This window comes from Streptomyces sp. NRRL S-350 (genome assembly GCF_000719705.1).
In the GTDB taxonomy this organism is placed as follows: domain Bacteria; phylum Actinomycetota; class Actinomycetes; order Streptomycetales; family Streptomycetaceae; genus Kitasatospora.
Window position 1 is genome coordinate 294,821 of the sequence record NZ_JOHO01000011.1, and the last position, 23,877, is coordinate 318,697.

Annotated in this window: 14 protein-coding genes, 1 pseudogene and 1 riboswitch; of the genes and pseudogenes, 3 read left to right on the forward strand and 12 right to left on the reverse strand. The window is 73.7% G+C overall.

Features of this window, described 5'->3' with window-relative positions:
* Positions 1-49 precede the first annotated feature (49 nt).
* Positions 50-2,608: an ABC transporter permease gene (locus IF30_RS0114000; protein ID WP_030237006.1), complete on the forward strand. Its 2,559-nt coding sequence runs from the start codon at positions 50-52 to the stop codon at positions 2,606-2,608.
* A 197-nt stretch (positions 2,609-2,805) separates the two neighbouring features.
* Here IF30_RS0114000 and IF30_RS0114005 read toward each other — a convergent pair whose 3' ends face one another.
* From IF30_RS0114005 to IF30_RS0114035, 7 genes and pseudogenes are all read right to left on the reverse strand, one after another.
* Positions 2,806-4,173, reverse strand: coding sequence for an NAD(P)/FAD-dependent oxidoreductase (locus tag IF30_RS0114005; protein WP_030237009.1), 1,368 nt, complete (start codon positions 4,171-4,173; stop codon positions 2,806-2,808).
* Positions 4,174-4,601: 428 nt separating this feature from the next.
* Positions 4,602-5,537 carry a Ppx/GppA phosphatase family protein gene (locus tag IF30_RS0114010; RefSeq protein WP_030237012.1) on the reverse strand — a complete coding sequence of 312 codons (936 nt, stop codon included), beginning with the start codon at positions 5,535-5,537 and terminating at the stop codon, positions 4,602-4,604.
* A gap of 152 nt (positions 5,538-5,689) precedes the next feature.
* Positions 5,690-6,223: pseudogene (locus IF30_RS0114015) on the reverse strand (DUF501 domain-containing protein); the annotation flags it as partial.
* A complete protein-coding gene (locus IF30_RS0114020) occupies positions 6,195-6,680 on the reverse strand; it encodes an FtsB family cell division protein (protein ID WP_051710195.1) in 486 nt (161 codons plus the stop codon). The pseudogene IF30_RS0114015 and the gene IF30_RS0114020, both read right to left, overlap by 29 nt.
* A gap of 140 nt (positions 6,681-6,820) precedes the next feature.
* Positions 6,821-8,107, reverse strand: a complete 1,287-nt coding sequence (eno, locus tag IF30_RS0114025) for a phosphopyruvate hydratase (RefSeq protein WP_030237019.1) — start codon at positions 8,105-8,107, stop codon at positions 6,821-6,823.
* Between the two features lie 310 nt (positions 8,108-8,417).
* Positions 8,418-9,203 (reverse strand): transglycosylase family protein, encoded by a 786-nt coding sequence (locus IF30_RS50585; RefSeq protein ID WP_030237022.1) that lies wholly within the window; start codon positions 9,201-9,203, stop codon positions 8,418-8,420.
* A 4-nt stretch (positions 9,204-9,207) separates the two neighbouring features.
* Positions 9,208-9,375, reverse strand: a riboswitch (cyclic di-AMP (ydaO/yuaA leader).
* A 251-nt stretch (positions 9,376-9,626) separates the two neighbouring features.
* On the reverse strand, positions 9,627-10,994 hold the full coding sequence (locus IF30_RS0114035; protein ID WP_078891373.1) for a cytochrome P450 family protein: 1,368 nt from the start codon (positions 10,992-10,994) through the stop codon (positions 9,627-9,629).
* Positions 10,995-11,281: 287 nt separating this feature from the next.
* On the opposite strand from IF30_RS0114035, the gene IF30_RS43525 reads away from it, so the two are divergent.
* Positions 11,282-11,707 carry an SDR family NAD(P)-dependent oxidoreductase gene (locus tag IF30_RS43525; RefSeq protein ID WP_030237029.1) on the forward strand — a complete coding sequence of 142 codons (426 nt, stop codon included), beginning with the start codon at positions 11,282-11,284 and terminating at the stop codon, positions 11,705-11,707.
* A gap of 24 nt (positions 11,708-11,731) precedes the next feature.
* Here IF30_RS43525 and IF30_RS0114045 read toward each other — a convergent pair whose 3' ends face one another.
* The 5 genes from IF30_RS0114045 to IF30_RS0114065 form a co-directional block, all read right to left on the reverse strand.
* Entirely contained in the window at positions 11,732-12,751 is a 1,020-nt protein-coding gene (locus tag IF30_RS0114045; RefSeq protein ID WP_030237032.1) for a MazG family protein, read from the reverse strand.
* An 81-nt stretch (positions 12,752-12,832) separates the two neighbouring features.
* Entirely contained in the window at positions 12,833-16,489 is a 3,657-nt protein-coding gene (gene mfd / locus IF30_RS0114050) for a transcription-repair coupling factor (RefSeq protein ID WP_030237034.1), read from the reverse strand.
* A gap of 501 nt (positions 16,490-16,990) precedes the next feature.
* The gene (locus IF30_RS47735) at positions 16,991-18,418 is read right to left on the reverse strand and encodes a hypothetical protein (protein WP_030237037.1); all 1,428 of its coding nucleotides are present in this window, start codon (positions 18,416-18,418) and stop codon (positions 16,991-16,993) included.
* Between the two features lie 264 nt (positions 18,419-18,682).
* Positions 18,683-21,568, reverse strand: a complete 2,886-nt coding sequence (locus tag IF30_RS0114060; protein ID WP_030237039.1) for an SUKH-4 family immunity protein — start codon at positions 21,566-21,568, stop codon at positions 18,683-18,685.
* 67 nt (positions 21,569-21,635) lie between these two features.
* Positions 21,636-22,637: an SMI1/KNR4 family protein gene (locus IF30_RS0114065; RefSeq protein WP_030237042.1), complete on the reverse strand. Its 1,002-nt coding sequence runs from the start codon at positions 22,635-22,637 to the stop codon at positions 21,636-21,638.
* Positions 22,638-23,311: 674 nt separating this feature from the next.
* On the opposite strand from IF30_RS0114065, the gene IF30_RS0114075 reads away from it, so the two are divergent.
* Positions 23,312-23,773 carry a YwqJ-related putative deaminase gene (locus IF30_RS0114075; protein WP_051710198.1) on the forward strand — a complete coding sequence of 154 codons (462 nt, stop codon included), beginning with the start codon at positions 23,312-23,314 and terminating at the stop codon, positions 23,771-23,773.
* Positions 23,774-23,877: the final 104 nt, after the last annotated feature.

Consider the following 23,877-nt stretch of genomic DNA (forward strand, 5'->3'; position numbering starts at 1 on the left):
ACGGCGACAGCCCGCAGCCCGCCACCACTGACGCATCCCAGGACACCCCATGTATCGCACCGCACTGCGCAACGTGCTGGCCCACAAGGGCCGACTGCTGATGACGGCGCTCGCCGTCATGCTCGGCACCGCCTTCGTGGCGGGCACCATGGTCTTCTCCGACACCTTCGGCAAGGCCATGCGGGACAGCAACTCCAAGAGCTACTCGGACGTCTCCGTCCAGCTGGTGGACCGCGCCGCCGGTTCCGGCGCCAGCGCCAAGCAGAAGAGCGAGAGCGGCTCGGCCGCGCTCACCGACGCCACCCTCCAGCAGCTGACCGACCTCCCGGGCACCGGCGTCGCCCGCGGCGTGGTGAGCGGCTTCACCGGCGTCGCCGACCACAAGGGCAACCTGATCGGCCAGTTCTGGGCCGCCCGCGGCGCCAACTTCGCCCCGGGCCAGGACGGCAAGGACCAGCGCTACCCGATGGCCGAGGGCCAGGGCCCGAAGAACGGCAAGGAGGTCGCGCTCGACCGAAGGACCGCCGACAAGGCGGGCTACAAGGTCGGCGACACAGTGCGGGTCGCCGCCAACGGCCCGGTGGTCGAGGCGAAGCTCACCGGGGTCTTCACCACCGACGACCCGGTGGTGAGCACCGGCGGGACGCTCACCCTGTTCGACAAGGCCACCGCCCAGCAGCTGCTGCTGGAGCCCGGCCGCTACAGCAGCATCGTGCTCACCGCCAAGCCCGGCACCTCCGAGGACGCGCTGCTCGCCCAGGTCCAGGCCAAGGTGCCGGCGGGCCACCAGTTCGACGTCGAGACCGGCGCCAAGCTCAAGGCGGACGAGCAGGAGATGATCGCCAAGGGCACCGACAGCATGCGCACCATGCTGCTGGTCTTCGCCTTCATCGCGCTCTTCGTCGGCATCTTCATCATCGCCAACACCTTCACCATGCTGGTCGCCCAGCGCACCAAGGAGCTGGCCCTGCTGCGCGCCATCGGCGCCAGCCGCAAGCAGGTCACCCGCTCGGTGCTGGTCGAGGCCCTGCTGATCGGCACCGTCTCGGCGGTGGCCGGTCTGGCCGCGGGAGTCGGGATCGGCGCCGGGATGCAGTCGCTGATCGGCAACCTGAACGAGAACATGCCGAGCGGTTCGCTGGTGGTCAAGCCGCTGACCGTCGTGGTGACGGTCGTGGTCGGCGTCGTGGTGACGGTGCTGTCCGCCCTCCTGCCGGCCCTGCGCGCGGCTCGGATCGCGCCGGTGGCCGCAATGAGCAGCGGCGACCAGCCCGCCTCCCAGAAGAGCCTGGTGGTCCGCAACACGATCGGTTCGCTGCTCGCCGCCGGCGGTCTGGCCCTGATCGGCTACGGCGCCTCCACCGGCGACACCAGCGGCCGGCTGCCGGTCGGCCTGGGCGCCTTCCTGGCCCTGATCGGCGTGTTCGTCCTGCTGCCGCTGCTCTCCCGCCCGGTGGTCGCGCTGATCGGCCCGCTGCTGCGCGGGCTCGGCGGCACCCCGGGCAAGCTCGCCCAGCAGAACGCGGTGCGCAACCCGCGCCGCACGGCGGCCACCGCCGCTGCGCTCACCATCGGCCTGACCCTGGTCACCGGTCTGACCGTGATCGGCGCCTCGGTGTCCGACGTGGTCGACCGGGCCGTCACCAGCTCGATGAAGGCCGACTACATCGTCTCGGCCGCCAACGGCATGAACCTCTCCGACCAGGTGCCCGCGCAGGTCGCCAAGGCGCCCGGGGTCGCGGCCTCCTCGCCGATGACCGCCGCCTACTGGGAGCTCGACGGCACCACCAAGTCGATCACCGGCCTGGACGCAGCGAGCTTCGACCAGCTGGTCGAGGTCAAGCTGACCAGCGGCTCCGCCGCCGCGCTCGGCAAGGGCCAACTACTGGTGGACGAGGACGTCGCCAAGAAGTTCAACGTCACCGCCGGCTCCACGATGAAGGTCTCCTACCCGGACGACTCCACCGGTCAGCTGACCGTCGGCGGCGTCTACCGGACGGGCGGCATGCTCGGCCCGGTCCTCATCGACAACAGCGAGGTCGCCAAGCACGAGCCGAAGCCGTACATCTCCGACGTCCTGGTCAAGGGCAAGGACGGCGCCACCGACACGCTCAAGCAGTCGCTCAAGGACGCCACCGGCGCCAACCCGGTGATCGGGGTCAAGTCCAGGCAGGACGTCCGCGACGACTTCAGCCAGACCATCACGTTCGCGTTGAACCTGATGTACGGGCTGCTGGGGATGGCCGTCCTGATCGCGATCCTCGGTGTGATCAACACGCTGGCGATGTCGGTCTTCGAGCGCAAGCGCGAGATCGGGATGCTGCGGGCGATCGGCCTGGACCGCAGGGGCATCAAGCGGATGGTCCGGCTGGAGTCCGTGGTGATCTCGCTGTTCGGCGCCGGCGTCGGCCTGCTGCTCGGCTGCTTCATCGCCTGGGCGATCAACGGCACCCTGAAGTCGAGCCTGTCCGGCCTGACGACCGTCCTGCCGTACGGCCAGCTGGCGCTGTTCCTGGCGCTGGCCGGGGTGGTCGGCCTGGTCGCCGCGATCTGGCCGGCCCGCCGGGCGTCCAGGCTGGACATCCTGTCGAGCATCAAGACCGACTGACCCCGGCCGCAGACGCCGGACAGGCCCCAGCGGTCACAGAGAGAGCCCCTGCCGGACCCGGCAGGGGCTCTTCTACTGCTGTACTCCGCCCGGTCGCACGGCCGGCTGAGCACCACGGAGGTCGTGGTCCGGCGACACTGCCGGGCGGAGGGCCTCCGACTCATACCCCGGTGCTCCCACACCGGGGTCTCAGTCGCCTACTTGCTCGCGAGTTCCTTGTCGGCGGCCGGCTTGGCGGCCTCGACGGGCTTGGTGGGCGGGGTGACCTCCTGGATCGGAAGCTGCGGCTTCTCCATCTGGGAGAGGCCGACCATCTCGCGCTTCAGGAACATCGCGAGGGTCCAGTCGGTGAAGACGCGGACCTTGCGGTTGAAGGTCGGCACCATCGCACCGTGGTACAGGCGGTGGAACCACCAGGCCGGGCGGCCCTTCAGCTTGTACTTGCCGAAGAGGATCGCGACGCCCTTGTGCAGGCCCAGACCGGCGACCGCACCGAGGTTCTTGTGCTTGTACTCCTTCTGCGGGAAGCCGCGCATGCCGGAGATCACGTTGTCGCCGAGGACGACGGCCTGACGGCAGGCGTGCTGCGCGTTCGGCGGGCACCAGGCGCCCTCGCCGGCGGCGAGGTCCGGGACCTGGGCGTTGTCGCCGGCGGACCACACGTAGTCGAAGCCCTGGACCTGGAGGGTCGGCGCGGTGTCGACGTGGCCGCGCGGGCCCAGCGGCAGGCCGAACTCGGCCAGCACCGGGTTCGGCTTCACGCCGGCCGTCCACACGATGGTGGAGGCGTCCATCTCCAGGCCGTTCTTCAGCACGACGTGGCCGTCCACGCAGGAGTCCATCGAGGTCTCGATGTAGACCTCGATGTTGCGCTCCTCGAGCTTCTCCTTGGTCCACAGACCGAGGTCCGGGCCCATCTCGGGGAGGATGCGGTTGGCGGCCTCGACGACGACGAAGCGCATGTCGTCGCGGCTGACGGTCCGGTACAGCTTGGACGCGTCGCGCGCCATGTCCTCGATCTCGGCGATCGTCTCGATGCCGGCGAAGCCACCGCCGATGACGACGAAGGTCAGGGCCTTGCGGCGGACCTCCTCGTCCGTGGTGGACTCGGCCTTGTCGAGCTGGGCCATGACGTGGTTGCGGAGGCCGATGGCCTCCTCGACCGTCTTCATGCCGATGCCGTTCTCCGCCAGACCCGGGATCGGGAAGGTGCGGGAGACCGAGCCGGTCGCGACGACCAGGTACTCGAAGGGCAGCTCGTAGCTGTCGCCGGCCGCCGGCTGGACGGTGGCGACCTTGCGGGCGTGGTCGATGCCGGTGACGGACCCGGTCAGCACCTCCGCCTGCTTGAGGGCGCTGCGCAGCGGCGCGACGAGGTTGCGGGGCGCGACGTTGCCGCCGGCCGCCTCGGGGAGGAAGGGCAGGTACGTCATGTACGACCGCGGGTCCACGACCGTGACGGTCGCTTCGCCGTAACGCATCTTCTTGAGGATGCGCATCGCGGCATACAGGCCGACGTAACCACCGCCGACAATGAGGATGCGAGGACGCTCCGTGGTGCTCATATCCGAAAGTATCCAGCACCGTTCGGAGCAGCCTTCGTGAGCCCGGTCACAAGCTCATGGACCCCCCGTGCTACACTGCGCGGCCGCATTTTCGGCTCCTGAGCGAGCGCTCACCCGCCCGCGCGCGGCCTCGTGGACGTGCGCCGGAGCACCACCCTGCTGAGCAGCAACGATCCGTACAGGGCCCGGGTTCCCGCGCGTGAATTCGATTCTCAAACCCCGATCGACCCCTGGCCTGCGATCCAAGGGGCCCCATGGGCGGGGGGCCTTCGGTCCCACAATTCGGACGTAGCGGGCGAGCCGGTGGGGCGAATGAGCGGATCGCCATGTGAAGAAATTCACGAACTTTTCCGCACGGGCCCGGGCGCGCCCCGGCCCCGGCTCCCCCGAAGGGGCGCCGGGGCCGGAACGGTAAGGCCTGCGGAGCGTCAGGAGGCAATACCCCAGGCGACTCCGTCCAGGATGTCGTGCTCGCTCACGACCACCTCGGCGGCTCCGGTCCGCTCCATGATCTCCAGCAGCTCCAGCGCCCCGGCCGCGATCACGTCCACCCGGCCCGGGTGCATGGACGGGATGGCCGCCCGCTCGGCGTGGGTCGCGGCCAGCAGCTCCCGGGCGATCCCGGCGACCTGCTCCCGGCTGACCCGCGAGTGGTGGATCGCCGCCGAGTCGTACCCCGACAGGCCCAGGGCGATCGCGGACACCGTGGTGACCGTCCCGGCCAGGCCCACCAGGGTGGCCGCGCCGGTCAGCGGAACGACCTCCTCGGCCTTGTCCAGCTCGGCCCGCACATGCGCCCGGGCCTGCGCGATCTGCTCCTCGGAGGGCAGCTCGGCACCGCCGAAGTGCCGCTCGGTGAGCCGCACGCAGCCGATGTCCACCGAGCGCGCCGCCTGCACGTCGTCCGTCCCGAGCACGAACTCGGTCGAGCCGCCGCCGAGGTCGAACACCAGGTACGGAGCCGGGAACAGCTCGCCGGTCAGCTCCTTGGTGGCGCCCAGGAAGGACAGCCGCGCCTCCTCCTCGCCGCTCACCACCTCGGGCTCGACGCCCAGGATGTCGCGCACGCCCTTGGCGTACTCGTCGCTGTTCTCGGCGTCCCGGGAGGCGCTGGTGGCGACGAAGCGGACCCGCTCCGGGCCGACGCCGAAGCCCGAGATGACCTCCTGGTACTCCCGGCAGGCCGCGAAGGTGCGGGCCAGCGCGTCCGGGTGCAGGCGGCCGGTCCGGTCCACGTCCTGGCCCAGGCGGTTGACGATCATCCGGCGGTCGAGGTCGGTGATCTCCCCGGTCTCCGGGTCCAGATCGGCGACCAGCAGCCGGATGGAGTTGGTGCCGCAGTCGATCGCGGCCACGCGGGTCATGGTCACCGCGACTCCTGCGGCCCGTCGGCGCCCTGCTCCGCGTCCTCGGCGGCGCGCTTCCTGGCGGCGCGCTCGGCGGCCTTCTGCTGCTTGGCGGCGATCACCGCCTCGTGGTCCTGCTCCTTGGCGCGGTTGCGGGCGACCCGCTCACCGGCGGCCTCGACCTCGGCCGGGGAGACGCACGGGCCCTTGGCCCACCAGTCCTCCAGCATGCCGATCGCCTCGTCGCCGAGCGGGTTGACGCCCTCGCCGGCCGCCAGCGAGTGGCCGACGAGCACGTGCAGGCACTTCACCCGGTCCGGCATGCCGCCGGCGCTCGGGAAGCCCTCCAGCACCTCGATCGCGTCGCGCCGGGCGATGTAGTCCTCGTGCGCCTTCTGGTAGGCGGCGGCCAGCTCCGGGTCCTGGGCGAGCCGGGCGCTCTGCTCCTTCATCACGCCGTCCGCCTCGAGCGTGCCGATCAGCGACGCGGCCTTGGGGCAGGTCAGGTAGTACAGCGTCGGGAACGGCGTGCCGTCCGGCAGCCGGGGAGCCGTCTCCACGACGTCCGGGTTGCCGCAGGGGCAGCGGTGCGCCACGCCGCGCAGGCCGCGCGGCACCCGGCCGAGCTGGGCGGCGATGGCCGCGACGTCGGCGTCGGAGACGGCGGGGTGGTTCTCAGTGGTCATGGGGGGAGGTGTCTCCAACGGGGGACGGTGGGAGCGGAAGGGGGGTGGCGGGGGCAGCCGCGGCCGTGTCGGCGGCGTCCACCGAGTCCCAGATGCTGGCGTACCAGGGCTTGCCGGCCGTCGACCGGCCGGCCGCCGTGCCGCCGGGCGGGGCGGCGCCGACCGCGGGCGAGGAGGGCCGGGCGGAGGCCTGGCCGGCCGGGTCCACGGCGATGTACGGGGTCTCCCCCGGCACCGCGTAGTGCAGCCGGGCGCGGGCCTGCGCCTTGACGTACTCCGGGTCCTGCCAGCGGGCCTTGTCCCGGCGCAGCTGTTCGACCTGCTGGCGGGCGTGGTCGGCCTTCGCCCGCTGGGCGGAGATCTCGGCGCGCTGGGAGATGAACTGCCGTGTCGGGTAGGCGAGGATCGCCACCAGGGAGCAGAGCACCAGGACGAGGACGGTCGCCCGGCTCGTGAACCGAGGCCGGGCCGCCAAGCCCGGGATCCTCCAGCCTGCCATCTCCGGTGTCCCCTCCTGGTCGCGACGGTGCCCCGCCGTCCACCCTACGGGGTGAACGGCGGGGCACCGGTCAGGCGTGCGCTACCGGGAGCGCGCGGCCGTCGTACCCGCCCTGCTCACTCCGCGGAGCGGAAGCGCGGGAAGGCGCCGCGGCCGGCGTACTCGGCGGCGTCGTCGAGGATCTCCTCGATGCGCAGCAGCTGGTTGTACTTGGCGACGCGCTCGGAGCGGGCCGGGGCACCGGTCTTGATCTGGCCGCAGTTGGTGGCGACGGCGAGGTCGGCGATGGTGACGTCCTCGGTCTCGCCGGAGCGGTGCGACATCATGCAGCGGTAGCCGTTGCGCTGGGCCAGCTCGACGGCGTCCAGGGTCTCGGTCAGCGAGCCGATCTGGTTCACCTTCACCAGCAGCGCGTTGGCCGTGCCGGTCTCGATGCCACGGGCCAGGCGGGACGGGTTGGTGACGAACAGGTCGTCGCCGACCAGCTGGACCTTGTCGCCCAGCTTGACGGTCATGGCCTTCCAGCCGTCCCAGTCCGACTCGTCCAGCGGGTCCTCGATGGAGACCAGCGGGTAGGAGGCGACCAGCTCGGCGTAGTACTCGATGAGCTCGGTGGAGGTGAGCGCCTTGCCCTCGAACTGGTAGGCACCGTCCTCGTAGAACTCGGAGGCGGCGACGTCCAGGGCGAGCGCGATGTCACGGCCGGGCACGTAACCGGCCTTCTGGATGGCCTCGGTGATGAGGTCCAGGGCCTCGCGGTTGCTGTCCAGGTTCGGCGCGAAGCCGCCCTCGTCGCCGAGGCCGGTGGACAGGCCGCGCTCCTTCAGCACGCCCTTGAGGGTGTGGTAGACCTCGACGCCCCAGCGGACGGCCTCGGAGAAGGACTCCGCGCCGATCGGGGCGATCATGAACTCCTGGATGTCGACGTTGGAGTCCGCATGCGAACCGCCGTTGAGGATGTTCATCATCGGGACGGGCAGCACGTGGGCGTTCGGGCCGCCCAGGTAGCGGAACAGCGGCAGGTCGCTGGCCTCGGAGGCGGCGTGCGCGACGGCCAGCGAGACGCCCAGGATGGCGTTGGCGCCGAGCGAGGACTTGTCCGGGGTGGCGTCCAGGTCGAGCATGGCCTGGTCGATCAGGCGCTGCTCGGTGGCGTCGTAGCCGACCAGCTCCGGGCCGATCTGCTCGATGACGGCCAGGACGGCCTTCTCCACGCCCTTGCCGAAGTAGCGGTTCTTGTCACCGTCGCGCAGCTCCAGCGCCTCGAAGGCACCGGTGGAGGCACCCGACGGGACAGCGGCACGACCCGTGCTGCCGTCGTCGAGGCCGACCTCGACCTCGACCGTGGGGTTGCCGCGGGAGTCGAGGATCTCACGGGCTACGACGACATCGATGGACGGCACGAGGCATCTCCTTGCGGAAGCAGGGTCCGGCTGACGGTGGTGCTGTCGCCAGGACGATTGCGGAGTCGTTACGGACCAGAGCCTAGCCGCACGGGCTCCCCGGGCCACGTCGGCCTCGGTACCGTCTCAGCGTGTGGCCCCGCTACCCACCGGTAGTTCACCTGCTTGACCCAGCTCGTCCCCCCGAAGCGGGCGGATGGCGGACGAAGACGGACGAAGGCGGACGGAAGGGTCCTGAGGCGGACGGAGGGGGCCGGTCGTCCCGGCCCCCTCCGCGCGCCGCGCCGGTCACGCCCGGACGCGGAGCGGCTCAGCCCAGCTGCAGGACCTGGCCGGGCAGGATCAGGTCCGGGTCGCCGCCGACGGTGGCGCGGTTGCCGTCGTACAGCGCGTGCCAACCGCCGGACACGCCCTGGGCGGTGGCGATGGACGACAGCGTGTCACCGTCCCGGACGGTGTAGTCGTGGCCGGTCTGCGCGGCCGCCGCCGGCTGCGCGGCGCGCGGGGCCGCGTGCTTGGGGACGTACTGCTGCGCCGACTGGTCGACGGGCTTCTCGGCCTGGTTCGGTGCGGCGTGCTTCGGGGCCTGCTTCTGGGCGGGCTTCTCGACCGGCTTCTCGACCGGCTTCTGGGCCTGCTTGGCGGCGGCCTTCGGGGTCTGCTGGGGCGCGGACTGCGGCTTGGCATCCGACGAGGCGTCGACCGCGGCCGGGGCGCCGCCCTTGCTCAGGCCCGCCTTCTGCGAGCAGACCGGCCAGGCGCCGGGGCCCTGCGAGGCGAGGACCTTCTCGGCGACCGTGATCTGCTGCGCCTTGCTGGCCTGGTCGGCCTGCGGCGCGTAGGCGGTGCCGCCGTACGCCTTCCAGGTGCCGGAGGTGAACTGCAGACCGCCGTAGAAGCCGTTGCCGGTGTTGATGCTCCAGTTGCCGCCGCTCTCGCACTGGGCGACGGAGTCCCAGGTGGAGGCCGGGGCGGCGGAGGCACCGGTGGCAGTGAGGAGCGGCATCGCGAGTCCGACGCCGGCCACACCGGCGACGGCGATGGCCTTCTCGGTCTGGGTGCGACGACGATGACGGCCGGTTCCAACGAACAGCATGAAGAGGCCCTCTCCGCACGCCTGCGAGGTGAGCTGTCGGGTTCGGACCGGGAGGTGGCCCGGCCGCCGGATGCGGAGACGATTCCGCTCGGGCGGCTTCACCCCAAGCCGTCGGGGAACGGCAACAAACCTGGTTCCCCCGCCCCTGCCCAGGGTCTGGTCGGTTTCCCGTGACACGGCGGGCAGGATTCGGCGTCCCGCGCACGAGGTCCGCGGCTGCGAACTCCAGGGAGAGTAGACAGATCCTCAGGCCGATCACAAGCTCATATCACCGATATCACACCGAAATTACGGCGCGCGCCCGATCGCCCACCGCCGACGGAGGTATGTCCGGGTTGATGGGCGTTCACCCCCCGCTTGGTGAACGTCCGCCGGCGACCCGCCGGTTCACGACCGGGCGCGTCGCCGGGTCGTGCCGATATGTCAGGGCGCAGAAGGAGCGCGCGGCGGAGTATGCGGTGGCGTATGCGGTGGCGTATGCGGTGGCGTATGCGGGGAGCGGCTCTCCGGACTGAATTCGACCGGGAGTTCCCGCAGTCCGCGCATGATCAGACCACCGCGCCAGCGCAGGTTCTCCGGGCTTTCCGCGAGCCGCAGATCGGGCAGCCGGGAAAGCAGTGTGGCCAGCGCGGACCGCCCCTCCAGACGGGCCAGTGGGGCGCCGATGCAGTAGTGGATGCCGTGCCCGAAACCCAGGTGGGGATTGTCCGACCGGGCCAGGTCCAGGGCGTTCTCGTCCGCGAACCGGGCCGGATCACGGTTCGCCGCGGCCAGCACCACCAGCACCGGATCGCCGACCGGGATGTCCACCTCGCCGATGGTCAGCGGCCGCGTCGCGAACCGCCAGGTCGCCAGCTCCACCGGCCCGTCGTAGCGCAGGAGTTCCTCGATGCCGGTGTCCAGCAGCGCGCGCTCCCCGCGCGCCACCGACGCCTGCAGCAGCCCGCGCTGCTCCGGATTGCGCAGCAGCGCGTACGTGCCGTTGCCGATGAGGTTCACGGTGGTCTCGAAACCGGCGAACAGGAGGATGAAGGCCATCGCCGCGGCCTCGTTCTCCGTCAGGTGCTCGCCGTGGTCGCTCGCCCGGATCAGGCCCGAGATCAGGTCGTCCCCGAGGTCGGCGCGCTTGCGGTGGATCAGCTCCAGCAGGTACGCCCGGATCCGCTTCACCGCCCGCCCGACGCCGCCGCGTTGGCCTCCGCCCTGTCCCGGCTTCGTGTGCCGCAGCATCATCCCGGCCCAGTCGCGGAAGTCGTCCTGGTCCTCGGCCGGCACGCCCAGCAGGTCGCAGATCGCGTAGATCGGGAGCGGGAACGCGAACTCGTGGATCAGGTCCGCCGAGCCGCGCTGCGCGAAACCGTCGATCAGCCGGTCGGTGAGCTGCTGCACCCTCGGCTCGAACTCGGCCACCCGGCGCGGCGTGAACGCCTTCGACACCAGCCGGCGCAGGCGGGTGTGGTCCGGCGGGTCGATGTTCAGCAGGTGCGTCATCAGGTCCGCCTGCCGCTCCCCCGGGATGCCCACCCGGCCGGTACGGTGCGCCTGCTCGCTGTGGTGCGCCGGGTTCTTCGACAGACGGCCGTCCGCCAGGGCCTGCCGGGCGTCCGCGTACCTGGTCACCAGCCACGCCTCGACCCCGCTGGGCAGCGTGGTGCGGTGCACCGGGGAGTGCTCGCGCAGCCAGGCGTAGGCGGGGTACGGATCGGAGGCGAACTCCCAGCCGAACAGCTGCGGAGCGGGGGCTTCGGGCTGAGCGGCGGCGCTCTGGGCGGGGTCGGGCTGAGCTGGCATGGGTCGACCGTATCCGGTGCGTTCCCGGCGAGCCGGGCGCGCCCTTCCGAGGCCGCGCGCGACGGCCCTCCACCGGCGCGTGACCGGCGCGTGGCCGGCGCGCCAACGGTCCGTGGACGACCCGTGGACGGGCCGTGGACAGCTCTTGGACAGCTCTTGGCCGGGCGGCGGGCGTGAGCCTGGTCACCTGCGGGGTAATCCCTGTTGCGGAGGGTCAGGACGTGCCTACGATCCTCCGCAGTACGCGTGGGCGCCGGTGCGGTGTCGCCCACAGGGAGGAGCAGGCCATGCGGGTCAGCGGGTCAGTCGTCGTCATCGCGGTACTCGACGGCGGGTCGGGCGCCGACCTCGCCCGCCGCTTCTCCGCGGCCGGCGCCGCCGGAATGCTGATCGCCGACCAGCACGTCGGCATCGCCGAGGACCTCGCCGCCGAACTCGACCGGCCGGGCTGCCCGGTCGTCGGCGTCTGCGGCGACATCCGCCGCCCCAGCGACGTCGCCGCCCTCGTCGACACCGCCGAGAAGCACCTCGGGCCGATCGACCTGTTCGCCGTCGCCGGCCCGGACGGCGAGCGGATCATCTCCCTCGCCGACCTGCCCGACCACCTCGACCTCGAACGCCTCGCCGAACTCGTCGTCCTCGTCGGCGAGGCCATCGGCGAACTCGTCCCGCCCCAGCGGCGCCCGGTCGGGACCACCGCCGCGGCGGCCTGAGCCGCCCGGCCGTGCGCCGGGGCCTCACTCCGGCTTGAGGCCCTCGGCCGCGCGCACCGCGGCCCGGTAGCCGCGGGCGGCGGACCGCAGCGCGGCGTCCACGTCCACCCCGGCGTCGTGCGCCCGCTGCGCCACGGCGAGCAGCAACCGGCCCGCCGACTCCGCGGTCAGCTCCGTCGGCAGCTCGTACGGCTCGTCCGGCACCCCCGTGAAACCCGCCCGGCGCACCCGGGACACCAGCTTCGCCGCGTACGCCAGCGCGGGCAGCCCGGCCGGCACGCCGTCCAGCACCGACTCCCGGTCCGCCTTCTCCGCGGCCTTCAGCTGCTCCCAGTTCGCCTCCACCTCGGCGGCGCCCCCGGCCTCCACGTCCCCGAACACGTGCGGGTGCCGGTACATCAGCTTCTCGACGATGTCGCCGGCCACGTCGTCGACGGTGAACGGCTCGGTCGGATGCTCCTCGGCGATCCGGGAGTGGAAGAACACCTGGAGCAGCACGTCGCCCAGCTCCTCGCGCAGTGTCTCCCGGTCCCCCTCCTCGATCGCCTCGACCAGCTCGTACGCCTCCTCCACCAGGTACTTCACCAGACTCTCGTGGGTCTGCTCGGCGTCCCAGGGGCAGCCGCCCGGCGAGCGCAGCCGGTCCATCACCGTCACCAGGTCCAGCAGCCGCGACCCGGGCAGGTCGTACGAACCCGGCAGCACCTCGATCTCCGGCACCTCACCGGCCCGCTCCACCGCGAGCCGCGCCAGCGCGTCCGTCAGTCCCGGATCCCCGTCCGGGCTGCCCAGCCACACCGTCGGGCCGGCCCCGGCCGGCTGCGCGGTGAGCAGCCGCGCCAGCTCGGGCGCCGACCCGGCCGCCGCCACCTCCACCGCGACCCCGGCCTGCCGCACCGCCGCCACCTGCGGGTGCCCCTCGTCCCCGACGAGCACCCGCCCCGCCGACCGCAACGCCTCCCACGCCGGCCACGCCAGCAGCCCGGGAGCCACCCGGTGGGTGGTGGTCAGCAGGATCAACGTGGCACCGGGAACATTCGTCATCACACCCCGAACCTACTCTCCCGGGGCGGCGGGTCAGGAGCGGCGGGTGGCCGGGCGGGTGGCCGGCCAGGCTGCCGGGCGCTACTTCTTCGCCCCCGCCAGGTCGTCGAACATGGCCGACAGGAACTCGGTGCACCAGGCCAGCAGTTCCCGGCCGACCAGCGGCTTGCCGCCGATCCGCCCGGTGCTCGGACGCGGCACCAGCAGCTGCTGGGCCGCCGCCTTGACCTGGCTGCGCGGGTAGAGCCGGTTCAGCCGCAGCTGCTGGGACTCCCGCAGCTCCACCGGCCCGAAGCGGACGTTGGAGCCCTGCAGGGTGATGTCCGAGATGCCGCACCGGCGGGCGTACAGCCGCAGCGCCGCGACCATCAGCAGGTTCTCCACCGGCTCGGGCAACTTGCCGTAGCGGTCGACCAGTTCGTCCCGGACCTGCTGGATGTCCGCCTCCGAGTTGACCGCCGCGATCGAACGGTACGCCTGCAGCCGCAGCCGCTCGCCGGGCGCGTAGTCGTGCGGCACGTGCGCGTCGACCGGCAGCTCGATCTTCACCTCCAGCGGCTCCTCCTCCGGCTCGCCGCCGCCCGCCAGCGACTCGCGGAACTCGGCCACCGCCTCGCCGACCATCCGCATGTAGAGGTCGAAGCCGACGCCCGCGATGTGCCCGGACTGCTCGCCGCCGAGCAGGTTGCCCGCCCCGCGGATCTCCAGGTCCTTCATCGCGACGTACATGCCGGCGCCCATCTCGGTGTGCTGGGCGATGGTGGCCAGCCGCTCGTGGGCGGTCTCGGTGAGCGGCTTCTCCGGCGGGTACAGCATGTAGGCGTAGCCGCGCTCGCGGCCGCGCCCGACCCGGCCGCGCAGCTGGTGCAGCTGGGAGAGGCCGAAGGTGTCGCCGCGCTCGACGATCAGGGTGTTGGCGTTGGAGATGTCGATGCCGGACTCCACGATCGTGGTCGACACCAGGACGTCGAACTCCTTCTCCCAGAAGTCGACGACGACCTTCTCCAGCTGGGTCTCCCCCATCTGCCCGTGCGCGGTGGCGATCCGTGCCTCGGGCACCAGGTCCTTCAGCCGGGCGGCCGCCTTGTCGATCGACTCCACCCGGTTGTGGATGTAGAACACCTGGCCCTCGCGCAGGAGTTCACGCCGGATCGCGGCCGAGATCTGCTTCTCGTCGTAGGGGCCGACGAAGGTCAGCACCGGGTGCCGCTCCTCCGGCGGGGTGGTGATGGTGGACATCTCGCGGATGCCGGTGACGGCCATCTCCAGGGTGCGCGGGATCGGCGTCGCGGACATGGTGAGCACGTCCACGTTGGCGCGCAGCTTCTTCAGCTGCTCCTTGTGCTCGACGCCGAACCGCTGCTCCTCGTCGACGATGACCAGGCCGAGGTCCTTGAACCTGGTCTCCGAGGAGAACAGCCGGTGGGTGCCGATGACGACGTCCACCGAGCCCTCGAACAGCCCCTCCAGGACGGCCTTGGCCTCGCTGTCGGTCTGGAAACGGGAGAGCGCCTTCACCGTCACCGGGAAGTTGGCGTAGCGCTCGGCGAAGGTCGAGAAGTGCTGCTGCACCAGCAGGGTGGTCGGCACCAGCACCGCCACCTGCTTGCCGTCCTGCACCGCCTTGAACGCGGCCCGTACGGCGATCTCGGTCTTGCCGTAGCCGACGTCGCCGCAGATCAGCCGGTCCATCGGGACGGACTTCTCCATGTCGGACTTGACCTCGGCGATCGTGGTCAGCTGGTCCGGCGTCTCCGCGTACGGGAAGGCGTCCTCCAGCTCGCGCTGCCACGGGGTGTCCGGGCCGAAGGTGTGGCCGGGGGCGGCCATCCGGGCCGAGTACAGCTTGATCAGGTCGGCGGCGATCTCCTTGACCGCCTTCTTGGCCCGCTGCTTGGTCTTCGCCCAGTCGGCGCCGCCGAGCCGGTGCAGCGTCGGGGCCTCGCCGCCGACGTACTTGGTGACCTGGTCGAGCTGGTCGGTCGGCACGAACAGTCGGTCGCCGGGGTGGCCGCGCTTGGCCGGGGCGTACTCCAGCACCAGGTACTCGCGGGTGGCGCCCTGGACGGTGCGCTGCACCATCTCGACGTACCGGCCGACGCCGTGCGCCTCGTGGACGACGTAGTCGCCGGCGGCGAGCGCCAGCGGGTCGATCGCGTTGCGGCGGCGCGAGGGCATCCGGCGCATGTCCTTGGTGGAGGACTTCTGGCCGGACAGGTCGGTCTCGGTGATGACCGTGAGCTTCAGGGCCTCGTCCACGAAGCCGTGCTCGATCGAGCCGCAGGAGACGTACACGACGTCCCGGGTGGGTGCCTCGGCGAGGTCGGCGACCAGGCGGGCCGGGATGCCCTCGTTGCCCAGCACCTCGGCGAGCCGGGAGGCCGGCCCGTGCCCCTCGGTCACCATGACGACCCGCCAGTCGGCGGCGAGCCGCTCCTTGGCGTCGGCGATCGCCCGCGCGGTGTCGCCCCGGTAGGCCTCGACGGCGTGCATGCCGAGGGTCAGTGTGTTGGCGTCGAACTCGAGCACGCTGTCGACGGTCGACTCGCTGGTCGCGAACGGACTGACGGACCACCAGGGCAGCCCGATCTCGGCGGCGTGCTCGCGCACCTCCGCGAGCGAACGCAGCGAGGCGGCGGAGACGTCGATCGTCTCCAGGTCGATCGGCCGGTCGCCGCCCGTCGCGGCCGCGACCCAGGAGGCGTGCAGGAACTCCTGGCTGGTCGCCACCAGGTCGGCGGCCCGGGTCCGGACCCGCTCGGGGTCGCAGACCACCGCGACCGAACCGAGCGGCAGCACGTCGAGCAGCAGCTCCATGTCGTCGACCAGCACCGGGGCCAGCGACTCCATGCCCTCGACCGCGATGCCCTCGGCGATCTTGTCCAGGATCTCCGCCAGCCCGGGATGCTCGACGGCCAGCTCGGCGGCCCGCGCCCGCACCTCGTCGGTGAGCAGCAGCTCGCGGCAGGGCGGCGCCCACAGCCCGTGCTCGGCGATCTCCAGCGAGCGCTGGTCGGCGACCTTGAAGTACCGGATCTCCTCGACCTCGTCGCCCCAGAACTCCACCCGCAGCGGGTGCTCCTCGGTCGGCGGGAAGACGTCCAGGATGCCGCCGCGGACGGCGAACTCGCCGCGCTTCTCGACCAGTTCGACGCGCGCGTAGGCGGCCGCGGCGAGCTTGCGGGCCACCTCCTCCAGATCGTGCGACTCGCCGCGCCGGACGGCCACCGGCTCCAGCTCGGCGAGCCCCTTGACCTGCGGCTGCAGCACCGAGCGGACGGGGGCGACGACCACCTGCACCGGCCCGGTCGTCGGGTCTCCCCCGGCCTCCGGCCCGGAGGCGTCGCCGAGGCTCGGGTGGACGATCCGGCGCAGCACGGCCAGCCGGCGGCCGACGGTGTCCGAGCGCGGGGACAGCCGCTCGTGCGGCAGCGTCTCCCAGGCCGGGAACTCGGCGACGGCGTCGGCGGGCAGCAGCGAGCGCAGCGAGGCGGCCAGGTCCTCGGCCTCCCGGCCCGTCGCGGTGACGGCGAGCACCGGTCGGCCCCGTTCCCCGGTGGCCTGTCCGGCGAGCGCACGGGCCAGCGCGGCGATGGCGAACGGCCGGGCCGCGGGCGGTCCGACCAGGTCCAGGTGGCGGCGGCCGCCGGCCGCGGCTCCGGTGGCGGTGGCCGCCTCGATCGCCTCCGCGAGCGCCGCGTCCCGCGCGACGACATCGAGCAGTCCGGTCAGACTCATCTGGGGTCTCTTCTTCGTCCCGTGGCTGATGCTGCCCCGGGGCGTCGAAAGCCCGCCGGGGCAACGCGAACGGCCCGGCGCGCCGAGCGGCCGGGGGTCTCCAGCCTACGCCGCGCCGCCGACACGCACGCGGCGTACGGCCCCGGCGGGGCCGGGCGAGGCCGAACCGGTCGGGCCCACCCGGCAGCGGGGCACGGCCATCCGCCACGAACTGGACATATTCCTGTCACTGGCCGTCCATGGAGATCGCGCACCATGGTGAACGTGCCCGCCGCACCCAACCGTGGGGGATGGCTGCGGCGGCACTGTCGCACCCCCGATGGGGGTCGGAGGTGCGAGGCCGGGCGGCCCTGGGTGGGGGCGCCCGCCCAAGCGCCGGGAACCGTGGCGCCCTTTCCTGGAGGGCGCCACGGGTCTCGGCCTACTTCGTTCCGCTTCGTTCCCCTTCGTTCCCGCAGGCTGTCCGCTCGCGGACGCGGGCGTCGGCGGCGGGCCGCGCGGTCAGCGGCGGCGGTAGGTGACGGTGTGGGGGGTCGCGTAGTCGGCGCCGTCGTCCACGATGATGATCTTCGGGACGATCCGGGTCTCCTCCGCCGACTCCGCCTCGGCTCCGGCCTCGGCATCCCCGCCGTGAGCGCCCTGAGCACCGTGAGCGCCCTGACCGCCGTGAGCACCCTGGGCACCGTCCCCGTCGGCCACCGCCTCGGGCGGCGACGACGGCTTCGGCGGGACCACCGCCGGGGCGACCGGACCGGTGACCACGGGCCCGACGGGCGCCTTGGCGGCGCCACCGCCGACCACCGGGGTGCGCGGCACCGCGACCGTCCGCTCCGCGGCCCCGGCCGGAGCCGCGACCTTCGCCGAGGCCTTCCGCAGGTTCGCCACCGGGATCTCGCCGGTGTCCGCCTCCGAGTCGACCGGCGCCCCGTCGGCGAACGCGCCCGGTGCGTCCGCGGGCGCGTCCGCGGGCGCCGGGTCGGAGCGCTCAGCGTCCGCCGCCTCGGCGTCCGCCAGCGCCGAGGCGGCGGCGGACGCCGCCCCGGAATCGATCTGGCCGACGGCCGCGCCGGTGAGCGAGGCGAGCGTGGCCTTGATGTGGTCCAGGTGCTGCTGGACCGTGTCCAGCCGGGTGTCGAACTCGCGCTGCTCGCGCTCGCTCGCCGCGTTGATCTTCTCGGCCTCCCGGCGGGCCTGCTCGATCAGCTGGTCCGCCTTGGCCTGGGCGTCCGTCTCCAGCTGCTTGATCCGGCTCAGCACGGTCTCCCGGTGCTGCTCGGCCTCCTTGACCCGGCGCTCGGCGGTCGCCGAGACCTCGGCGTCCTCGGCGTCGGCGGCGGCCAGGGCCGCGGCGAAGTCCTCATCGGCCTTGCGGCGCCGGGCGGCGAGCTCGGCCTCGGCCTGTTCGCCGGCCTCGGCGGCGGCCACCCGCACCTTGGCGGCGTAGGCGGTGGCGGCGTCCCGGACGGCGCGGCTGTCCCGGTCGGCTTCGGCGCGGATGCCCTCGGCCTCGGCCCGGGTGCGCTCCTCGGTGCGGCGGGCCGCCGCGTCGGCCTCGGTACGGGTGGTGGCCGCATACTCCTTGGCGGCCCGGTCGAGCGCCTGCCCGGCCTCGTACACCTCGTCCCGGAGGTCCTCGGCGAAGCGCTCGGCCTTGTCGCGGACGGCGCGCGCCTCCTTCTCGGCCATCACGGCCAGTCCGGCGGCCTCCTCGCTGAGCACCTGGTAGTCGGGCTCCGGGGCCTCCTCGGCGGCCCGGCGGATGTCGGCCAGCCGGGCCTCCATCTGCCGGATCCCGGCGCCCAGGACGCTCAGCCGTTCCCACGCCTCGTCGCGCTGGACGGTGAGCGCCAGGAGGGCGCGCTCGACCTGCTCGGGCGCGTAACCGCGCCGGGCCTGGGTGAAGCCGTGCTGGGGGACGGCGTCGCTCATGGGCTCTTCCCCTCGTTTCGCGGGCTGCGGAGCCCATGATCGGACGGAACGGTCGGATCCGGAACCGGTTCGTCTGCCGGGGCCGGAATCGGCCGTTGTACGGACCTGAATATGTCGAGGACCGGGCGAACAGACCGATCCTCTTGACCTATTTTGCGCAGATCTGGACGAAACCCCAACGAGGCACAGCCACGGCGGCATGCCGGAGGGGCCGCCCCGGACACCGGAACGACCCCTCCCCACCTGCGAGGATCCGACGGTCCGCTACAGCAGACCGTCCCAGAACTGCTCCAGCAACACGGCCCACCAGGTGTCCGCGTTCTGCAGGGCCGCCGGGTCGATCGCGGCGAGCTGGGCCTGGAAGTCGGTCGTCCAGCGACCGGCCTGGTCCGGCGTCAGCCCGTACCGCAGCCGCCACATCCGGCCCAGCAGGGCCAGCGCGCGGACGAACTCCGGTACACCGCTGTTGACGAACCGCGGCGGCTGGCCGGTTCCATCGACGTCCACCGCGACCACGTTCGCGGTGCCGTACTGGACGCACAGCTGGCGCCCGTAGTCGCTGCCGAGCACCAGGTAGCCGCCGAAGTCCGGGCCGCCGGCCAGACCGCGCTCGGCGGCCAGCTCGGCGAGCGTCGGGATCGGGCGGCCCTCCTGCGCCTGCGCCCAAAAGAACGGCCCGAAGTCGCGCGGCAGGCCGGCCCACATCAGGGACTGGGACACCGGCTCGGGCACGCCCTGCCGGGAGACGGCACGCTGCTCGTAACGGAACACGTTCTGCCCGAAGGCGGAGGTGACCTCCTGGGCGAGCTGCTGCGGCGGGAGCGGCGGCAGCGCCTGGACCGTCCCCGGCGCGGGCAGCGGCACCCGGAACGGGCGGACCCGCTGGGCGCCGGACGCCAGCTGGTGCAGCTCGTCGAGGTGGTCCAGCAGCTCGGCCATCCCGGCCTGCCGGGAGGCGTGGTCGTGGCCGTACGGGGCGGTGTGGGTCAGCCTGACGTTCGGCCAGGACGCGGCGATCATGCGGTTGCAGTAGCCACCCGGCAGGTCACAGGACTCCAGCTCGGTGTACAGCTCCAGCACCTGCTCCGGCGGCACGTTGAGCCGGCGCAGGTCCTGCAGGATCTTCCACTCCGGGTGCGGGGTGCCCGGCTCGCTGCGGTGCAGCAGCTTCTGCTCCGAGCCGTCCGGGCCCCGGTAGCTGAGCGCGGCGAAGTAGCCCGGGCCGACCGCGGGCACCCCGGGGGGCACCGGCGCGGACTGCGGCGAGCCGGTCACCGCCGCCGGGGGGACGACCCCGGCGGCGCCGCCCGCGTTCGGGTAGCCGTAGCCGGCCACCGGCGCGGCGGGCGCCGCCGGGCGGCCGGGCGGCGGGACGGCCGGCCCACCGGACGGCGGGGTGCCCGGATCCGCCGGGCCGCCCAGCAGCGCCGGATCGATCGCGCTCGCCAGCTGGGTCGCCTCGTACGCCACCCCGGCTGCGGGCACCCCGCCGGACGGCGTCGGCTGCGGCGCCGGGGCGTCGCCGGCGCGCAGGCCCGCCGGGGGCGGGGGCGGCGGGGTCGACCCGGCAGCCCGGCCGCCGGGAACGGCAGCGGGGGCGCCGGAGCCCGCGGTGTGCTTCAGTCCGGCGGGCGGGGGCGGCGGCGGGGCGGAGCCGGAGTTGCGGCCCGCTCCCGCCGGGGCGGCGCCCGCGCCGGACGCCCCGGCCGGGCCGCCGCGCAGCGCGGCGGGCGGGGGCGGCGGCGGCGGGGCCGAGCCCGGGCCGCGGCCCAGGCCGCCCTGCGGCGCACCGCTGTCAGGCGTTCCGGCGGCCGGGGCGCCGGGCAGGCCCGAGAGGCCGGGGACTCCGCCGGGCGGGGCGAGCATGGTCGGCGCGTGCTCCACCGGAGAACCCGGCGGCGTGGCCGGGGCACCGGGCGGCGTGGCCGGGGCACCCGGCGGCGTGGCCGGGGCACCCGGCGGCGTGGCCGGAGCCCCGGGCAGGCCCGAGAGGCCGGGGACTCCGCCGGGCGGGGCCAGCATGGTCGGCGCGTGCTCCACCGGAGAACCCGGCGGCGTGGCCGGAGCGCCCGGCGGCGTGGCCGGGGCGCCGGGCAGGCCCATCAGCCCGGGCATGGCGTCCGGCGGCGCGAGCAGCGTCGGCGCCGGCTCGGCGGCCGGGGCCGGCGCCTGGGCCTGCGGTGCGGGCGGGGGCGGTGCGGCCTGGGCCTGGGCCGCCGGGGGCTGGGCGGCGGACGGCGGGACCGGAGGCATGCCGTAGCCACCGCTCCCGGGCGGCATCAGCATGGTCGCGGCCTCGGCACCGGCCGGCGCGGGCGTGTCGGGCAGGTCCGAGCCGGTGGTCCGCAGGCCGTCGGGCATCAGCACGGTGGCCGCGTCGGCCCCGACCGGCGCGAGGGGCGCGACGGGCGCCGTCGGCGCCGGGAAGGGCGCGCCGGCCGGCGGGGGGAAGGGCGCACCGGTCGGCGGCGGGAAGGGGCCGGCGGCCTGCGGCGGCGCGACGAACGGCTCGTCGTGGCCGGGCGGCGGGGCGAGCATGGTCGGCGCGTCCCCGGCGGGCCGGTCGGACACCGGCGGCTCGGTCAGCACGGCGGGCGCGGGCGCCGGAGCGGGGGCGGGCGCCGGAGCGGGGGCGGGAACGGGCGCGGCCGCAGGAGCTGCGGCCGCCGGAGCGGCCGTGCCGGCCCCCAGCCGGTCCGCCTCCGCGGCGATCGCCGCCGCGCCCGCCTCCTGCAGCCACTGCGGCGGGCTGAGCAGGAAGGAGGTCGCCTCGACCGGCCCGGGCGCGGGCTTCGCCGCCCCGGCCGGATTGGCCGCGACCGGCCGCCCGTAGACCTCCTCGTACTGCCGGACCACCTCGTTGACGGGCAGCGCCGGCCAGAGCGTGCTGGCACCGGAGTCCCGGGCGATCACCAACCGCGCCTCGCCCGAGCCGGCCAGGCCCGGGCCGCCGAGGCCCGAACCGTTCGAACCCGAGCCGTCCGGACCGCTGCCCGGGCCCGCCGTCCCGTCGCCGTCGCCGGGCGGCATCGCCCAGCAGACGAAGCCCAGGTCGAACTCCCGGACCCGCACCTCGCGCTGCTGCGCGCGCGGCACACCGCCGTTGATCCACTCCTCGGCGAGCTCCTGCGCCTGCGCGTACGTCACCACGCCCGGTTCACCCCTGTCCGCATCCTCGTCGTCCCCCGCTCCACCAGCACCACCGCGCCCACGCCCGTCAGCCCACCGGGACGGCCCGGGCGAACCCGCCGTCCACCATCAGCTCCGCGACCGTCTCCAGCTCCGGCGGGCTGCCCGCCAGCCTCAGCAGGAAGGCGTCGAAGTCGTCACCGCAGGGCAGCAGCAGCCGGGCGCAGCGGTCCTCCGGAGTCTCCGGGCCGCCGGAGTCGCGGGCGTCGTCGTACAGGTGGAACCAGACCGAGCCGGCCCGGTCGCCGCGCACCTTGAGCGCGACGATGCCGCCCTGCGCGTAGGCGATGCCCAGGTAGTCCTTGGTGAGGTGGTCGCGCAGGCACTTGTTGGCGTACACGACGTCCTCGGTGCCGTACTCCTCGGAGAGCGTCAGGAACGGCTGGTCGAGCAGCAGGCCGAGCTCGGTGTCCAGGGCCACCCCGACCGGGGCGCGGCCACCGCCCAGCTTGAGGAAGGTGCGGTAGGCGCCGGGCAGGCGGTAGCCGAGGCGTTCCTCGGCGCGCTGCACCAGGTCCTCGGAGACGCCGAGCGGGTCGCCGCCGTCCTTGGCCAGCGAGAAGTGGACGGGCCGGCGCTCCTGCAGCGGCCGGGTGCCGCGGCGGGTGTGGTCCGCGGCGGAGGTGGCGAGGCCGCCGTGGTGCCGCAGCAGTGCCTTGACCTCGACCGGGACGAGCTCCATCCGCCGCCAGCCGGGGGCGGCCCGGCCGACCGCGTGGTGCCAGGTCCAGCCGGGCGGGGTGGCGACGGCGGTCTCCAGGTCGGCCCAGAGCGGGTGGCCCTGGGTGTAGAGCGCGACGTTGGCCGAGACGTAGTCGGTGAGCCGCAGTTCGTCCACGCCGAAACCCTCCGGCGGGTCCGCGACCTCGGCCGCGGCGGCGGCGTACGGACCGAAGTCCGGGTAGCCGTGTTCGTCCACGCTGACCCCGGCGGGGTGCCGCTCCGCGCGGACCGGATCCGGGAACTGCACCACCTGACCTGCGTACGCCGCGTTCGGTGCGGCGGCGACGCCGGGCCGACCTGTCGTCATCTGGGAGCCCCCACTGGCTGCTGCAAATACTCGGTGCTTGCTGGGCACCAGCCTAGGGCCTGTCCTCAACCCCCTGTCCTGGGGAGAACCGGAGGACTCCGCGGGGAGGGCCCTTCCGGAGAAGCCCGGAGCTCACGGCGCCCCCGGGAGCTCGCCCCCGCCCGCCGAGCGCCCGCGCCGCGACCACCCGGGTCCGCTGCGCGTCGGTGGGTTCCTGGGGTTCCTGCCCGGCTGTCAGCTGGTGACGGCGATCCGCCCGTACCCGGCGCGCCCGCGCTGCGGGTCTCGGGGGGGGGGCTTCGCGGCGTCCTCCGCCACCGGCCGCCCGTCGGCGGCCGCCAGGAGCGGTGCCGGCGGAACGAGTTGGCCGAAAGGACCGGCGGGCAGCACCACCCCGCCGCCGTCCGCCGCCGCCGGCGCGGACTCAGGCCCCGCTCGCTGCCGGAACGGTACCGGTCGGCGCCCCGGCCCGGCGGCGGTTTCGGGAAATCAGCGGACAAGTCGTGACGAGGAGGTGCGCATTCGGCCAGCATCGGGTGACGCCCGCGCGGTCCGTCCCGCCGTCCGTCGCCGCCGCACCCCGGTTGTACGGATGTCGGTGTCGTTTGACAGGCTTGCCCAGGACCGGCCGGGCCACTCCGGCCGACGCCGGGCAACGAGGAGGAGGACGACGGATGACCACCGGTGAGCCGGCGGACCCGCCCGTGCTGCGCCACCACCGCGACAGCCTGCTGCCCGCCGTCGCCGCCGCGCTGTCGCTCAAGGGCGGCGAGGTGCACACGCTGGCGGGTGGCAAGGGCGCCCGGCGCCCGGTGCTGCACCACCTGGTCACCGAACTCCTGAGCAGCCTGCCGCCGGAGGCCCGCGAACGGTTCACCGGCCGCTGCCCGGAGGCCGTCCTGCTCTCCCAGTACCTGACCGCGGTCGACGCCCGGCGCTCCAAGCGCGCCGCCCGCAAGCCGATGACCCTGCACGAGGCCCGCAAGGCGCTCAAGGGCTCCCGGATGACGACCGTCCGGATCCGCGAGGAGGGCGATCCGGCGCACGGCACCCACGCGCCGCCGTGCCGCTCCTGCGCTCCGATGCTGGAGCACTTCACCGTGCAGAGCGTCGCCGTCGGGCCGCCCGCGCACTGACCGCCCGCGCACAGACCGGCCGAGCGCCGGCCGGTCCGTCCCCCGTCCCCGAGTCCTGGAGTCCGCCCCTGTCTCTTATACACATCTGACGCTGCCGACGAAGA